A 15,679-nucleotide genomic window follows, 5' to 3' on the forward strand; every position below is an offset into this window, starting at 1 on the left:
CACCCTGTAATGGAAACTGTAAAACCATGAGCGACCACAACACCACCGAACAGCAGCCCGACCTGCAAGCGCTGCAACAGGAAGAGAATTCCCTGATCGCCCTGCGCAAGGAAAAGCTTGCCGCAGCACGTGCCAAGGGTCAGGCCTTCCCCAACGACTTCCGCCGCGACAACTACTGCGCTGATTTGCAGAAGCAGTACGTGGACAAGACCAAGGAAGAGCTGGAAGCCGCTGCTATTCCCGTCAAGGTGGCCGGTCGCATCATGCTCAACCGTGGCGCGTTCATGGTGATTCAGGATATGAGCGGTCGCATTCAGGTGTATGTGAATCGCAAAACCCTGTCGGAAGAGAAGCTGGCCGAGGTGAAAACCTGGGACCTGGGCGACATCATCGCCGCCGAAGGCACCCTGGCCCGTTCCGGCAAGGGCGATCTGTATGTGGAAATGACCAACGTGCGCCTGCTGACCAAGTCGCTGCGCCCGCTGCCGGACAAGCACCACGGCCTGACCGACACCGAAACCCGCTACCGTCAGCGCTACGTCGACCTGATCGTCAACGAAGAAACCCGCCAGACCTTCCGCGTGCGTTCGCAAGTGATCGCCCATATCCGCAGCTTCCTGATGAAACGCGATTTCCTCGAAGTGGAAACGCCGATGCTGCAGACCATTCCGGGCGGTGCCGCGGCCAAGCCGTTTGAAACCCACCACAATGCGCTGGATATGGGCATGTTCCTGCGTATCGCGCCGGAGCTGTACCTCAAGCGTCTGGTGGTCGGTGGCTTCGAGCGGGTGTTCGAGATCAACCGCAACTTCCGTAACGAAGGCGTATCGACCCGGCACAACCCCGAGTTCACCATGCTCGAGTTCTACCAGGCCTACGCCGACTACGAAGACAACATGGACCTCACCGAGGAACTGTTCCGCGAGTTGGCCCAGCTGGTACTCGGCACCACCGACGTGCCGTACCAGGGCAAGGTGTTCCACTTCGGCGAGCCGTTTGTGCGTCTGTCGGTGTTTGACTCGATCCTCAAGTACAACCCCGAGCTGACCGCCGCCGACCTCACCGATATCGACAAGGCCCGCGAGATCGCCAAGAAAGCCGGTGCCAAGGTGCTGGGCTTCGAAGGCCTGGGCAAGCTGCAGGTGATGATTTTCGAAGAGCTGGTGGAGCACAAGCTGGAGCAGCCGCACTTCATTACCCAATACCCGTTCGAAGTGTCGCCGCTGGCCCGTCGTAACGACGAAGACCCAAGCGTCACCGACCGTTTCGAGCTGTTTATTGGTGGGCGCGAAATCGCCAACGCCTACTCCGAGTTGAACGACGCCGAAGATCAGGCCGAACGCTTCCAGGCCCAGGTGGCCGAGAAGGACGCCGGTGACGACGAGGCCATGCACTACGACGCCGATTTCGTTCGCGCCCTGGAATACGGCATGCCTCCAACTGCCGGTGAGGGTATTGGTATCGACCGTTTGGTGATGTTGTTGACCGACGCGCCGTCTATTCGCGACGTGATCCTCTTCCCGCACATGCGCCCGCAAGCCTGATGCTGACAGAGAGCCGCCTTCGGGCGGTTTTTTGTTACTGTTCGGGGCGTTTGTTCGGCCCAGAGGGATCTATTCTGCCTAGCCAGGCTCCAAGGCCCGCCGACTTCAAAAGAGTTCGGGTCTGCTTTCAATAGATAGTGCGAGAGGTAAGCTCAGTCGTGATCCAACCTTCCCGAGACAGCACCGCTGACGTTGCCAGCGCCGTTGCCGAAAGCGTTCAGTACCAGGGTCGCAAGGCCAGCCGCCAGGGCAGCGAGCAGCGCCGCCAGGCGATTCTTGATGCCGCCATGCGCATCATCGTTCGTGAAGGCGTGCGCGCCGTGCGCCACCGCGCTGTAGCTGCCGAGGCGGAAGTGCCATTGTCGGCCACCACCTACTATTTCAAAGACATCAACGACCTGATCACCGACACCTTCGCCCTGTTTGTGGAGCGCAGTGCCGCCGATATGGCGGCGTTCTGGGAGGGCACTGAAGGCCTGTTGCGCACCCGCGTCGACAAGCTCAATGGCAGCGTCGAATCGCGCCGCGAACTGGCCGACTACATTGCTGCGATGGCCGTGGAGTATGTCCGCCAGCAAGTGCAGGAGCGCCCGGCCCATCTGCTCGCCGAGCGCGCCTTCCAGCAGGAAGCCTTGCTCAACCCGCGCCTGCACGACCTGGTGCGCGCGCACCGGCAGATTCTCCAACAGGGGGCGACGCACTTTTTCGAAGTGCTCGGTTCGCAGCAACCGGAGCAGGATGCCAAAGTGCTGACCGGCATCGTGGAGCGCATGGAGTATCAGGGCCTGATCGATGGCGCGGCGAATCTGGATGGTGCCGATATGCTGGCGATCCTCAAGCGCTATATGTATCTGGTGCTGGGCCTTTAATAGGCAGGTTGGGCTTTACAGCCCAACCTGCGATGAATCCTCGGTCGCATCACTTGTCACATTTCTAGCGTAGGGTGCGCGGTTTTGTTTTCAGCAAAGAGGAGTGGGCAGCGAATGGAAACCTCGGTGAAGGCTTGGCGGGTGCTGATTGCAGTGTCGTTTCTGTTGCTCAGCGGCTGCCTGGTGACCTTCAAGGACCCCATCCCGGCCAACGAAGCGGCGCCGATTCCGCTGTTGGGCGAGTGGACGCGCAAGAACGAGTTCGGCGACACCCTGTACCTGGACATCAGCCGCTCCGGCTCCAACGTCTATAAAGCGCGCACCTATATCAACACCCCGGACAACGATAAAAGCGTCGAGGAATACAGCTTCACCGTGTCCCATCACGGCAGTCGCTGGTACCTGTCCGCGGGCCTGCCGAAACGCCTGGGCGCCAACTTCGCCATCGGCGGTTTCGAACTGACCAAAGACAACGAACTGCTGCTCTACAATCTGGATATCGACCGGGTCAGCCAGGAGCTGCAAGTGGGTGGTTTGCAGGGCAATGTGGTGGAAACCCCCGAGGGTGATGGTGTGCTGATCACCAGCCCGCTGGAGAAAGTCTTCGCCTATCTGGACGATCAGGCCAACTCCGATGTATTTATCGAGGTGGCCAGGTATCAACGCACTGGCGACTGACGCTTAAAAGCATCGCGGCTGAAGCCGCTCCTACGGACTGCACAATCTTGTAGGAGCGGCTTCAGCCGCGATGCTGTTGATCCTGAAAACAAGGCGAGGGACCGATGAACAGCCAGACCCAACTTGACGACTACCAACTGGTGATTCGCGCCTTGTCCGACCGGCTGGTGGAGGCGCAAACGCCGATCCGCGTGCTGGACGCCGTCAAGTGGGATGAAAATGTGCGCAAGGCGTTCCTCAAGGGCAAAGGCAAGGAACTGCCGCAAGTCGGCAGCGATTACTACGCCGGCCGCCCGCTGGGCTTCGATTCCGGGGCCAAGAAGCTGGAATTCCAGAACATCGAACGGGATATCACCCGCCAGCTCGGCCAGTTCAATCCGGTGGGGCAGATCATGCGGCGTATGTGCAAGGAATACCGCATGGTCATCCGCATGCTCGAAGCCCGCGGCACCCCGGACTTCGGCTTGATATCGCAAGAACTCTACGGCTCGGCCTCGGATGCCTTCCATGCTGGCGACCCGACCCTGGCCGATCTCGGCCTGATGTTTTCCGATTACCTGAACAAGATCGATGACCGCGGCGACCTTAAGGACGAACCGAAAACCCTGACCGCCAAGGATGCCGTGCAGATGCTGCAGGGCCGCCTGAATACGGTGTTCGGTGAAGAGCAGAGCACCATCCGCGTGTTCGAATCCGACGGCATTCTGGCCGACGCAGCGGCGGGTGCCGATTACATCAAGATCCGCGCCGATGCGATGTTCAACGAACGCGATGTGCGCGCCCTGGAAGTGCATGAAGGGCTGGTGCATGTCGGTACCACGCTCAATGGTTTGAACCAGCCGATCTGCACCTTTCTGGCCAAGGGCCCACCCTCGTCGACCGTAACCCAGGAAGGCCTGGCGATTCTGATGGAAGTGATTGCCTTCGCCTCCTACCCGAGCCGCTTGCGCAAGCTGACCAACCGCACCCGCGCCATCCATATGGCCGAAGAGGGTGCCGACTTTCTGCAGGTGTTCGACTTCTTCCGCGAGCAAGGCTTCGATATGGAGCAGAGCTACGCCAACGCCAGCCGCAGCTTCCGTGGCTCGACCCCGGACGGCCTGCCGTTCACCAAGGATCTGTCGTACCTCAAGGGCTTTATCCTGATCTACAACTACATTCAGCTGGCGGTGCGCAAAGGCAAGCTGGAGGCCATTCCGCTGCTGTTCTGCGGCAAGGCCACTCTGGAAGATATGCGCACCCTGCGCCAGCTGGTGGATGAGGGACTGGTGGTGCCGCCCAAATACCTGCCACCGCAGTTCCGTGACCTCAATGCCTTGTCGGCGTGGATGTGTTTCTCCAACTTCCTCAACCACCTGAGCCTGGATCGTATCGAAGCGGATTACGCGAATATTTTGTAGGAGCGGTGGTCGCCCTTGAATGCTCGTTTGCTTAGATATTCTGGGTCCCAGCGTGCGCCGGGACGACGGTGTAGATTGGAAAAACTCCGTCGTCCCGGCGCAGGCCGGGACCCAGAGTCGTCAGCCGAACACCACAGGATGGAGCCCAGCATGCCCAGCCAGAAACTCGCTTATGAAATTCTCGGCACCTCGGCGCAAACGGTGGAAATCATCCTCGACCCCGAGCAATCGGTGATCGCCGAAGCCGGGCTGATGAATTACATGACCGACGGCATCCACTTCGACGCGCACCTGGGCGATGGCTCGGCCAACGGCGTGATGGGCAAGTTGTGGAGCGCCGGCAAGCGCATGATCGGCGGCGAGTCGTTGTTTATGACGCACTTTTCCAACCACGGTAAAACCCAGGCCCGCGTGGCCTTCGCCGCGCCCTATCCGGGCAGCGTGGTGCCTATCGAACTGGAAACGCTGGGCGGTACCCTGATCTGCCAGAAAGACGCCTTTCTCTGTGCTGCCCTCGGCACCCACATTGGCGTGTGCTTTAACAAGCGCCTGGGTGCCGGCTTCTTTGGCGGCGAAGGTTTTATCCTGCAAAAACTCGAAGGCGATGGCCTGGTGTTTGTGCATGCCGGTGGCACCGTGGTGCGCAAGGAGTTGCACAACCAGACCCTGCGGGTAGACACCGGTTGCCTGGTGGCCTTCAGCGAAGGCATCGACTACGACATCCAGTTGTCCGGCGGCCTGAAAAGCATGCTGTTCGGCGGCGAAGGCATCGTGCTCGCCACCCTGAAAGGCACCGGCACCGTGTGGCTGCAAAGCCTACCGTTTTCACGGCTGGCCGAACGGGTTTATGAGGCTACCTATAAAGCCCGCGAGGAAAAACGCGCTGGGGGCGACTGATGCGCCGCTTGCTGGTGCTGGGCCTGTTGCTGGTGAGTCTGGGCGGTTGCAGCAGCCTGTTGTTCTTCCCGCTCAAGGAAGTGCCTTTCACCCCCACTGTGGCCAAGCTGGAATTTCGCGATATCACCCTGACTGCCGCCGACGGCACGCGCCTGCATGCCTGGTGGTTGCCGGTGAAACCCGGGGTGGCGCTCAAGGGCACGGTGCTGCACCTGCATGGCAACGGCGGCAACGTCGCGACGCACCTGGGCGGTAGTTACTGGCTGCCGGAGCAGGGCTATCAGGTGTTACTGCTGGACTACCGCGGCTACGGAAAGTCCGAGGGTTCGCCGGACCTGCCGGGCGTGTATCAGGACATCGACGCCGCCTTCGCCTGGTTGAAGCGCGCGCCAGAAACCCAGGGCCAGCCGCTGTACCTGCTGGGGCAAAGCATCGGCGGCGCGCTGGCGGTGCATTACCTCAGCGAGCACCCCGAGCAGGCCAAGCGCCTGACCGCCATGGTGCTGGATGGCGTGCCGGCCAGTTACCGCGCCATTGCCCGCCTGACCCTGGATAGCTCGTGGCTGACCTGGCCGCTGCAGGTGCCGCTGTCCTGGCTGGTGCCCGATGACGACAGTGCGATCAATAGCATTGGCAATTTGTCGCAGCTGCCGCTGTTGATCTACCAGAGCATTGACGATACGGTCGTGCCCCTTTCCAACGGCGTGAGCTTGTATCAAGCTGCGCGCCCGCCGAGGGTGCTACAGCCCACACGTGGTGGCCATGTGCAGACCTTCGCCGACCCGGTGTGGCGGCAGGTGATGCTGATGTTCTTGAGCGACCCCACGGGTTTTACCGGGCTGCGACGCCTGGCTGAAGTGCCCAATACCCCGACTTCCGATGAGACCCCGCAATGAGCCAACCACGCGACGCAAGACCCCTGATCATCACTGGCGTGCTGTCCATCATGGGCACCGTGGCCGCGCTGTGGTTCTACGGTTATCTGCATATCGCCAAGCCAGAAGACGCCTTGCTGCTGGCGGAATTCACCATGCTCAAGACCGTGCCGGGTGAAGACTACAAAGTCTCCCTGGAACCGGCCGCGCAAGTGGCGCAGTGCGTGGATGGCATCGTGGTGCTGTTCGACACCGAACAGAAAGGCCTGACCGGCGTGCTGGTGGATAACCGCAAGAAAGCGGTGCGCTGCATGGGGCAGGAAACGCCGCAGAAGGTTGAGTAATTTTCACGGTCCCGTAGGAGCGGCTTTAGCCGCGATTGCCTTTTCCAGGGATCGCGGCTGAAGCCGCTCCTACGAAGAGCGTGCGCGCAACAACCGCAAGCCGTTGAACACCACCAGCAAACTTGCGCCCATATCGGCAAACACGGCCATCCACAGGCTGCCCATACCCGCCAGGGTCAGGCCGAGAAACACCACCTTGATGCCCAGCGCCAGCACGATGTTCTGCATCAGTACGGCATGGGTGCGGCGTGACAGGCGGATAAATACCGGCAGCTTGCGCAAGTCATCGTCCATCAGCGCCACCCCGGCGGTTTCGATGGCGGTGTCGGTGCCGGCAGCGCCCATGGCGAAACCGATATCGGCACGGGCCAGGGCCGGGGCATCGTTGATACCGTCACCCACCATGCCGACCCGTTGGCCGCCGGCCTGACGGCGCTGAATCTCGGCCAGCTTGTCTTCCGGCAGCAGATTGCCCAGCGCTTCATCGATACCCACCTGGCTGGCGATAGCCGCCGCCGTATGCGGGTTATCGCCGGTCAGCATCAGGGTTTTCACCCCCAGCTCGTGCAGCTCGGCAATCGCTTCGCGGCTGGTTTCGCGTACCGCATCGGCCACCGCAAACAGGGCCAGCGGGCCCGTATTATCAAGCAGCACGATGGCGGTTTTGCCTTGGCGTTCGAGGCTGTCGAGCTTGGCTTCCAGCTCGGCCGAACACAGGCCCAGCTCTTCCACCAGGCGATGGTTGCCCAGGTGATAAGGGGTACCGTCGATCACCCCTTTTACCCCGCGGCCGGGGAGGGCGATCAGGTCTTGCACCTCCAGCAGTTCGATTTGTTCCTCCGCGGCGGCACGGGCCAGGGCCTGCGACACCGGGTGGTCGGAGCGCGCGGCCAGGCTGGCTGCCAGGGCGCGGGCCTGAGGCTGCTCACCTAGAAGCAGCACATCGGTTTGCTGTGGGCGACCGTGGGTGAGGGTGCCGGTTTTGTCCAGCGCCACCCAAGCCAGTTGCCGGCCCATTTCCAGAAACACCCCGCCCTTGACCAGAATGCCCAGGCGCGCGGCTGCCGCCAGGCCACTGACCAGAGTCACCGGGGTGGAAATCACCAGGGCGCATGGGCAGGCGATTACCAGCAAAACCAGGGCTTTATAGATCCAGTCCAGCCACTGGCCGCCCAGCAGCAGGGGGGGCAGTACGGCAGTGAGCACAGCGATGGCAAACACGGTCGGGGTGTAGATGCGCGAGAAACGATCAACGAAACGTTGGGTGGGCGCTTTCGAGCTTTGTGCTTCTTCTACCGCATGGATGATGCGCGCCAGGGTACTGTCGTCGGCGGCGCGGGTGGTGGTGTATTCCAGCTCGCCCTCGCCGTTGATGCTGCCAGCGAACAGCACGTCGTCGGGCACTTTTTCCACGGGCAGGCTTTCGCCGGTGATGGGCGCCTGGTTGACGCTGGAGCGGCCGTTGAGCACCTGGCCATCCAGGGCAATGCGTTCGCCAGGGCGCACACGCACGCGGCTGCCAAGCGCGACCTCGGCGACATTCACCTCGCGCCATTGGCCATCGACCTGCACTGTGGCGTGCGCCGGGGTCAGATCCAGCAGGCCGCGAATGGCGCGGCGCGCACGCTCCAGGGATTTCGCTTCGATCAGTTCGGCAATCGCGAACAGCACACTGACCATCGCTGCTTCCGGCCATTGACCAATCAGCACGGCACCAGTCACGGCAATGCTCATCAGCGCATTGATATTCAGGTTGCGGTTTTTCAGGGCGATCAGGCCCTTGCGGTAAGTCGGCAGCCCGGCACCGGCAATCGCCGCCAAGGCAAACAGGGCGATCAACCAGGTGGGGCCGATTTCCGTCCATTCGAGGATTTCGGCCACCAGCGCCGCCAGGCCGGCCAACGCCAGCGGCCACCAGGGCTTGTGCTGGGCAACGGGCGCTGGCGCGGTTTTATCCACAGGCTCGGCGTGCATGCCCAAGGTGGCGATCAACTGCTGCAGTGGCTGCAATTCGGCAAAGCGATGCTGCACCCGCAGCACGCGCTGGATCAGGTTGAACTCCAGGGCTTCCACTTCCTTCACCTTGCCTAAGGCATCGCGCAGCAGACGCTCTTCGGTCGGGCAGTCCATGGCCTCGATGCGCAGGCTGCTCCAACGCAGTTCACCGGTGGCACCGCCGATCGCCACCGTCGCAGTCGGGGCCGGCGTGTCGTGGTGATGGTCGCAGCAGTGATGGTGGTCGTGGCTCATGGCAAAAACTCCTGGGTTGACGCTCTGGCCGTGATTGCACACCCTGTAGCTACTACAGAGTCAAGCAGTGAGGCACACAGGATGAAAATTGGCGAACTGGCGCGCCTCACCGATTGCCCGGTGGAGACCATCCGCTACTACGAACGCGAGGGTTTGCTGCCCACGCCTACGCGCTCGGAAGGCAATTACCGGCAGTACAGCCAGGTGCACGTCGAGCGCCTGGCCTTTGTCCGGCATTGCCGCTCGCTGGATATGACCCAGCAGGAAATTCGCGAACTGCTGGCCTTGCGCGATGCGCCGGAAGCCGACTGCACGGCGGCCAATCGGCTGATCGACGAACATATTCATCACGTTGAAGTGCGGATTACCGAACTGCGGGCGCTGCAGGAACAGCTGCGCGATCTGCGTGCCCATTGCCAGGTGGCGGGTAATAACCAGGCGTGTGGGATTTTGCGCGAGCTGGAGCAACCTGCGCCGCCGACAGTGGCGAGTGAGGCCTGTATCGATGCCGGGCATTTGCATGTGCCGGGGGTGCACAAGCGTCATTAAAGCCGCTCCTACGGAGATGGTTGTGGCATAAAAAATCCCGCTCGAAAGCGGGATTTTTTATTGCCCTCGCGGCTTACAACACGCGCGGCGTAACCGGCCCTGGACCATTGGCGATGGTCACCTCAACGCGACGATTCAACGTGCGCGAATCCGGCGAGGCATTGCTGGCTACCGGATAGTCCTTACCGAAGCCGTGGGTGGTGATGCGGGTGGGCGAAACCCCCATGCTCACCAGCGCGCTGCGCACCGAGTCGGCACGCGCTTGCGACAGGCGCAGGTTGTGGTCGGTGGTACCGGTGTTATCGGTAAAGCCCTCTACCACCACCTGGCTGGTCGGGTTCTGTTGCAGGTAGTTACCCAACTCCTGCACGTTGCGCAGGCCATTTGGCGTCAGCTCGGCGCGGTCGATCTGGAACAGTACGTCGCCCAGGGTGACCACAGTGCCGCGCGGGGTTTGCTTGGCTTGCAGCTGTTGCAACAGCACGTTCACTTGCTGGTTACGCGCGTCCAGCTGCGCCTGGGTGCGCTGGGCCGGGGCGTTGGCCAGGCTCTGTTCAGCCTGCTTCTGCAGCAGGGTCTGACGCGCTACTTCAACACGCTGGTTGGTGATATAGGCCAGGTGGTCGACCTGTGCCTGCGGCTGACGGTCGCCATAGGCGATGTCGGCGCGGGCGAGCATATCGCCGGCTTCTTTGGTTTCCAGCGGTGCCAGAGACTGGGCTTGCGGCTGGGCGGTGAGGGCCGAGTAGTTGCTATGGGCCTGGTCCAGGTTCGGATTGGGCTTGGAGGCGCAGGCCACCAGGGCGAGGCTGAGTACCGACAGGGCAGAAACTGAAATCAACTTGTTCATGACGGATTGTCCTTATCTGGTTAAAAGCGCTGCGCGTTACTGCACGATGATCGGCGTGCGAGCACCTTCTTCACGGATTTGCTGAACACCCTGTTGCGAGTCCTGCAGGGTTTTCTGCGCCTTGGCGGCCAGCGCGGTGCGTTCGGCTACGCGGGCATCCCATTCGGCTTGTTCGGCCAGCATGCGGGCCTGTTCGTATTGGTCGTCACGCAGCAGGTTTTCCGCTGCGACCAGTTTGTCCTGCGCAGCTTTCATCGGTACCGGGGCGTATTCCGGGCCACCGGCCGCTACGGCGCTCTTGACCACGGTATTGGTAACGGCGAACTGTTCGGTGGGCGGGGTGCCGGCGCAACCGCTCAGTACCAGGCTGCTGCCCAGGGCCAGTGCCGCCAGAACGGCTTTGGGGTGGGTGAAAGCAGGGCTTGTCTTCATGATTTTCCGCTCCATTGGTGACGCTCCAAAGATGTCTTCATTCAAGACAACTTGCCTGCCAGATGCATGCTGTTTACCGATAGTTAGCCGACGATGGCTATACGTTGCCGGCTAATGGCAAATGCGCTGGCTTATTCTTTGTGACTGGGGCGTGGCGAAAAATGTTCAACATAATTGACGACGGATGGTACTCAGGCACCTACGCAGCGGATTTTTGAGAAGCAGGAATCGACCAATAGTTCGCAGGGCGCGGAGTGCGCATGGATGTCGATGGCAGGGATTTGCGGGCGTTTCTTAACCGGCGGCTGATCACGAGCATGGCGTGCGCGAACAGCTCCTAAAGGCCCGTAGTTCATGGCCTTCACTGCAGCTTACGGCTGGTTGTAGCGGCCCGCTATTCGTATTGTCTCCTTGCTACCGATGGTGCGCCTTTGCAGGCTGTCTCTATCGGGCCTTGGGCACATTTGTTGCGGAGCACCGGCATGCTGCATCACATCGAAATTTACGTGAGTGATTTGGAGAGGGCGCTGGCCTTCTGGACACCCTTTATGCAGCTGCTCGGATATGAGCAGGAACGCTGGTCTGGCGGGATGAATTACATCAACGACAAGCAAGCCTACTTCTGTTTCCTGCCAGCCCCGCAAGAGCACCTGGCTGCTGGCTATCATCGCAAGCGAGTTGGCTTGAATCATCTGGCCTTTCTGGGCCGCTCGCGCGCTCACGTAGACGAGATAGCGGCCTGGGTGAAGGCGAACGGCTACACCAGCCTTTACGAAAACGAATACCCGTTCGCCGGTGGAGAAAACTATTACGCGCTTTTCTGTGAGGATCCTGACCGTATCAAGGTCGAGGTGTTAGCGCCGGACTAGGCTGCGGCGCTATCTCCATCGCTCAGCTCGATAAGCAGGTTGTTCGCCCTCACGCCTCATTTGCCGCTGCGGATACCGAGCGCTGACTTTCCTGCAGGTATTTTTTCGACAGGGCGAGAAACCGCGGCGTAGGCCCCACATCTTCATACAGTGGGTCGCCCAGCTCATCGGTGGCCACTACCTGCGTGCCCTTTACATAGGGCAGGCCGGCCTCCAGTTCTTCCAACGCTGCACCGATCAGCTCGCCAAGCAGTTCTTCCGGCTGGCGCTTGGGGTACATCTCGCTGAGTGCCGCCAGGCGTGCGGCGGCTTCGAGGTCGAGGTGGATCTGGTAGGGCGTGCGGGTCAGGCGGCCGGTGGCAAAGTGTTCCCAGTGGCGAACAAGTTCGCGAATCTTCATAAATACCTCGTGGGTGGTGTATGAGGGCCAAGCGGGCGGGTATCCCTTGTGGGGGTAACGCCGCGCGGCTTACCTTTTTCAGACTAGACCCTGGGGTGAGCGGTCGATGTCATTCGTCGCAACCTTGTAAGAACCTGGCGCGAACGGCACTCTCGAACCCCAGTTCGCGTGTTTCCCAGCGCGGGTTAAGCTCAAGCCTGTTATGAATCGGCAGCGGAGAAGTGCTAATGGCGGAAATCGACGCGCGCTTGCGTGAGGACGTTCACCTGCTCGGCCAATTGCTTGGTGAAACCATCGGTGCCCAGCGGGGCGAGGGGTTTGTCGACAAGATCGAGCGCATTCGCAAGGGTGCCAAAGCCGCACGCCAGGGCTCGGCCACGGGTGCCGCGCAATTGACCAGCACCCTCGACAGCCTCAAGGAAGATGAACTGCTGCCTGTAGCGCGGGCCTTCAATCAATTCCTCAATCTGGCCAATATCGCCGAGCAGTATCACCAGGTGCGACGCCTGGCACCGCAGGAGCCACCGCGCTTTGAAACCGAGGTGCTACCGCAGCTGCTGGAACGCCTGAAAAAGGACGGAACCAGCGCCGAGGTGCTGGCCCGCCATCTAAGCCGACTGGAAATCGAACTGGTACTGACGGCACACCCCACCGAGGTTTCGCGCCGTACCCTGATTCAGAAATACGACGCCATTGCCGCGCAACTGGCGGCTCAGGATCACAGCGATCTGTCACCGGCCGAGCGCAGCCAGGTCAAGCAGCGCCTGCACCGACTGATTGCCGAGGCGTGGCATACCGAGGAGATCCGCCGCACTCGTCCCACCCCGGTGGATGAAGCCAAATGGGGCTTCGCGGTGATCGAGCATTCGCTATGGAAGGCCGTGCCCAACTACCTGCGCAGCGCCGACGATGCGCTGTACGCCGCCACCGGCCTGCGTTTGCCACTGACCGCAGCACCGATCCGCTTTGCCTCGTGGATGGGCGGCGACCGCGACGGCAACCCCAATGTCACCGCTGCGGTCAGCCGCGAAGTGCTGCTCTTGGCGCGCTGGATGGCCGCCGACCTGTATCTGCGTGATGTGGATAACCTGGCGGCCGAGTTGTCCATGCAGCAGGCCAATGCGGCGGTGCGCGAACTGGTGGGTGATAGCCCGGAGCCCTATCGCGCCTTGCTCAAGCAGTTGCGCGAACGCCTCAAAGCCACTCGGGCCTGGGCCGAGGCCGCGCTGCATGGCGAGCAGGCACCTGGCGCTGCGGTGCTGCACAGCAACAACGAGCTGCTGGAACCACTGGAGCGCTGCTACCACTCGCTGCATGAGTGCGGCATGGGCGTGATTGCCAACGGCCCGCTGCTCGACTGCCTGCGCAATGCCGCCACCTTCGGCCTGTTTCTGGTGCGTCTGGATGTGCGCCAGGATTCCAGCCGGCATGCCGCGGCCATGAGCGAGATCACTGACTTTCTCGGCCTGGGCAAGTACCAGGAATGGGATGAAGAAACCCGCGTGGCCTTTGTGCTGCGCGAGCTGAACAACCGCCGGCCGTTGCTGCCGACGCATTACCAGGCCTCTGCAGACACCGCTGAAGTGCTCGCCACCTGCAAGGTGGTGGCGCAGGCGCCGCAGGCCTCGCTGGGTTCCTATGTGATTTCCATGGCTGGTGCGCCTTCGGATGTGCTGGCGGTGCAACTACTGCTTAAAGAGGCCGGGTTGCAACGGCCGATCCGCGTAGTGCCACTGTTTGAAACCCTGGCCGATCTGGAAGGTGCCGGCGCGGCCATCGACCGTCTGCTGGGGTTGCCCGGCTACCGTTCGCGCTTGCATGGCCCGCAGGAAGTGATGATCGGCTATTCCGACTCGGCCAAGGATGCCGGCACCACGGCGGCGGCCTGGGCGCAGTACCGGGCGCAGGAAGCCTTGGTGAATGTATGCCGTGAGCATCAGGTGGAGCTGCTGCTCTTTCATGGCCGCGGCGGCACCGTGGGGCGGGGCGGCGGCCCGGCCCATGCGGCGATTCTGTCGCAGCCGCCAGGCTCGGTGGCGGGGCGTTTCCGCACCACTGAGCAGGGCGAGATGATCCGCTTCAAATTCGGCCTGCCGGATATCGCCGAGCAGAACCTCAACCTGTACCTGGCCGCCGTGCTGGAAGCCACGGTGCAACCGCCACCGGTGCCGGAACCAGCCTGGCGCGAGCTGATGGGCAAACTGGCCGACGACGGCGTGGCCGGTTACCGCGCGGTGGTGCGTGAGCACCCGCAGTTCGTCGAGTACTTCCGCCAGGCCACCCCGGAGCAGGAACTCGGACGCCTGCCGTTGGGCAGTCGGCCGGCCAAGCGTCGGGAAGGCGGGGTGGAAAGCCTGCGCGCCATTCCGTGGATTTTCGCCTGGACCCAGACGCGCCTGATGCTGCCCGCCTGGCTGGGCTGGGAAGCGGCGCTGAGCAATGCCCTGCAGCGCGGCGAAGGCGAGCTGTTGGCGCAGATGCGCGAGCACTGGCCGTTCTTCCGCACCCGTATCGACATGCTGGAAATGGTTCTGGCCAAGGCCGATGCGGCCATTGCCGGGCTGTACGATGAACGCCTGGTAACGGACGAACTGCGACCGCTGGGTGCGCATTTACGCGACCTATTGTCGCAGGCCGTTAGCTGTGTGCTGGCTTTGACCGGGCAGTCACAGCTGCTGGCCCACAGTCCGCAAACCCTGTCGGCCTTCACCGTACGTAACACCTACCTCGACCCGCTGCACCTGCTGCAAGTCGAGCTGCTGGCCCGTTCTAGACAGTCCGAGCGCCAGGCAGACAGCCCTCTGGAGCAGGCGCTGCTGGTGAGTGTGGCGGGTATCGCGGCGGGGCTGCGCAACACCGGTTGAGGGGTGGGCGAGGGGGCTGCGCGGGGCGTTCCAGATGCTCCGAATGGCCCCGTACGCTGCTACTTTCGGTGACTTGTGCGGTACCGGTGCGCTGTGTATCTTGAGCAACCTTTTGGCCGCTCCGTGCTGCCGGGACCTATACCGAGATTGGCCCCACGAGGCGAATCCGACGAGTTCTATTCAATCTTGAGGAGCACAGAGATGCGCGTGATTCTGTTGGGAGCGCCCGGTGCCGGCAAAGGTACCCAGGCTCGCTTCATCACCGAAAAATTCAACATTCCACAAATCTCCACCGGCGACATGCTGCGTGCCGCGGTTAAAGCCGGCACCGAGCTGGGTCTGCAGGTGAAAGGTGTGATGGATAGCGGTGGTCTGGTTTCCGATGACCTGATCATCGGCCTGATCAAAGAGCGCATCGCTCAGCCAGATTGTGCCAATGGCTTCCTCTTCGACGGCTTCCCACGCACCATTCCTCAGGCCGAAGCCCTGAAGGACGCTGGCGTGAAGCTGGACCATGTAGTGGAAATCTCGGTAGATGACGAAGAAATCGTTCAGCGCATCTCCGGTCGCCGCGTTCACGCCGACTCCGGCCGTGTGTACCACCTGATCTACAGCCCGCCCAAAGTGGAAGGCAAAGACGACGTCACCGGCGAAGACCTGGTGCAGCGCGTCGACGATACCGAAGCCACCGTGCGCAACCGTCTGAAGGTCTACCACGACCAGACCAAACCGCTGGTGAACTTCTATCAGCAACTGTCGGCTGCCGAAGGCACGCCGAAGTACAGCTACATTGAAGGCGTTGGTTCGGTGGAAGGTATCACCGCCAAGGTTCTCGCTGCGCTGAGCTGATCGCTTTGT

Annotated in this window: 15 protein-coding genes; 11 read left to right on the forward strand and 4 right to left on the reverse strand. The window is 61.8% G+C overall.

All coding sequences use genetic code 11. The features are described 5' to 3' along the window. The first annotated feature begins 26 nt into the window (after positions 1 to 26). From lysS to ACVW0Y_RS01105, 7 genes are all read left to right on the forward strand, one after another. Positions 27 to 1,544 carry a lysine--tRNA ligase gene (gene lysS, locus ACVW0Y_RS01075; RefSeq protein WP_457435473.1) on the forward strand — a complete coding sequence of 506 codons (1,518 nt, stop codon included), beginning with the start codon at positions 27 to 29 and terminating at the stop codon, positions 1,542 to 1,544. A gap of 158 nt (positions 1,545 to 1,702) precedes the next feature. Next, positions 1,703 to 2,413: a TetR/AcrR family transcriptional regulator gene (locus ACVW0Y_RS01080; protein ID WP_457435474.1), complete on the forward strand. Its 711-nt coding sequence runs from the start codon at positions 1,703 to 1,705 to the stop codon at positions 2,411 to 2,413. A 126-nt stretch (positions 2,414 to 2,539) separates the two neighbouring features. Further along, on the forward strand, positions 2,540 to 3,091 hold the full coding sequence (locus ACVW0Y_RS01085) for a hypothetical protein (protein WP_457435824.1): 552 nt from the start codon (positions 2,540 to 2,542) through the stop codon (positions 3,089 to 3,091). 104 nt (positions 3,092 to 3,195) lie between these two features. After that, on the forward strand, positions 3,196 to 4,491 hold the full coding sequence (locus tag ACVW0Y_RS01090; protein WP_457435475.1) for a flavohemoglobin expression-modulating QEGLA motif protein: 1,296 nt from the start codon (positions 3,196 to 3,198) through the stop codon (positions 4,489 to 4,491). A gap of 150 nt (positions 4,492 to 4,641) precedes the next feature. Continuing rightward, positions 4,642 to 5,388 (forward strand): TIGR00266 family protein, encoded by a 747-nt coding sequence (locus ACVW0Y_RS01095; RefSeq protein WP_457435477.1) that lies wholly within the window; start codon positions 4,642 to 4,644, stop codon positions 5,386 to 5,388. Beyond that, positions 5,388 to 6,284: an alpha/beta hydrolase gene (locus ACVW0Y_RS01100; RefSeq protein WP_457435479.1), complete on the forward strand. Its 897-nt coding sequence runs from the start codon at positions 5,388 to 5,390 to the stop codon at positions 6,282 to 6,284. Before ACVW0Y_RS01095 ends, ACVW0Y_RS01100 begins: the two co-directional genes overlap by 1 nt. After that, positions 6,281 to 6,607 carry a hypothetical protein gene (locus ACVW0Y_RS01105; RefSeq protein ID WP_457435480.1) on the forward strand — a complete coding sequence of 109 codons (327 nt, stop codon included), beginning with the start codon at positions 6,281 to 6,283 and terminating at the stop codon, positions 6,605 to 6,607. The genes ACVW0Y_RS01100 and ACVW0Y_RS01105 overlap by 4 nt, the downstream gene beginning before the upstream one ends. A gap of 69 nt (positions 6,608 to 6,676) precedes the next feature. Here the strand turns inward: ACVW0Y_RS01105 and ACVW0Y_RS01110 are convergent, their stop codons facing one another. Further along, on the reverse strand, positions 6,677 to 8,857 hold the full coding sequence (locus tag ACVW0Y_RS01110) for a heavy metal translocating P-type ATPase (protein WP_457435481.1): 2,181 nt from the start codon (positions 8,855 to 8,857) through the stop codon (positions 6,677 to 6,679). Between the two features lie 81 nt (positions 8,858 to 8,938). Between ACVW0Y_RS01110 and cadR the strand changes: the two genes are divergently transcribed. Further along, on the forward strand, positions 8,939 to 9,406 hold the full coding sequence (cadR, locus tag ACVW0Y_RS01115) for a Cd(II)/Pb(II)-responsive transcriptional regulator (protein WP_457435482.1): 468 nt from the start codon (positions 8,939 to 8,941) through the stop codon (positions 9,404 to 9,406). A gap of 73 nt (positions 9,407 to 9,479) precedes the next feature. On the opposite strand, the gene ACVW0Y_RS01120 is transcribed toward cadR, so the two are convergent. Both ACVW0Y_RS01120 and ACVW0Y_RS01125 read right to left on the reverse strand, forming a co-directional pair. Then, a complete protein-coding gene (locus tag ACVW0Y_RS01120; protein WP_457435483.1) occupies positions 9,480 to 10,256 on the reverse strand; it encodes an OmpA family protein in 777 nt (258 codons plus the stop codon). Between the two features lie 36 nt (positions 10,257 to 10,292). Beyond that, a complete protein-coding gene (locus ACVW0Y_RS01125; protein WP_457435484.1) occupies positions 10,293 to 10,703 on the reverse strand; it encodes a DUF4398 domain-containing protein in 411 nt (136 codons plus the stop codon). 467 nt (positions 10,704 to 11,170) lie between these two features. On the opposite strand from ACVW0Y_RS01125, the gene ACVW0Y_RS01130 reads away from it, so the two are divergent. Then, positions 11,171 to 11,557, forward strand: coding sequence for a VOC family protein (locus ACVW0Y_RS01130; RefSeq protein WP_457435485.1), 387 nt, complete (start codon positions 11,171 to 11,173; stop codon positions 11,555 to 11,557). Between the two features lie 49 nt (positions 11,558 to 11,606). Here ACVW0Y_RS01130 and ACVW0Y_RS01135 read toward each other — a convergent pair whose 3' ends face one another. Next, entirely contained in the window at positions 11,607 to 11,957 is a 351-nt protein-coding gene (locus tag ACVW0Y_RS01135; protein WP_457435486.1) for a pilin assembly protein, read from the reverse strand. A gap of 227 nt (positions 11,958 to 12,184) precedes the next feature. Here ACVW0Y_RS01135 and ppc point away from each other — a divergent pair, with 227 nt between their 5' ends. Further along, positions 12,185 to 14,821, forward strand: coding sequence for a phosphoenolpyruvate carboxylase (ppc, locus tag ACVW0Y_RS01140; RefSeq protein WP_457435487.1), 2,637 nt, complete (start codon positions 12,185 to 12,187; stop codon positions 14,819 to 14,821). A 201-nt stretch (positions 14,822 to 15,022) separates the two neighbouring features. Beyond that, complete coding sequence (gene adk / locus ACVW0Y_RS01145; RefSeq protein WP_457435488.1) at positions 15,023 to 15,670, forward strand: adenylate kinase; 648 nt, start codon at positions 15,023 to 15,025, stop codon at positions 15,668 to 15,670. The last annotated feature ends 9 nt before the right edge of the window (positions 15,671 to 15,679 follow it).

Source organism: Pseudomonas sp. TE3786 (assembly GCF_054057335.1).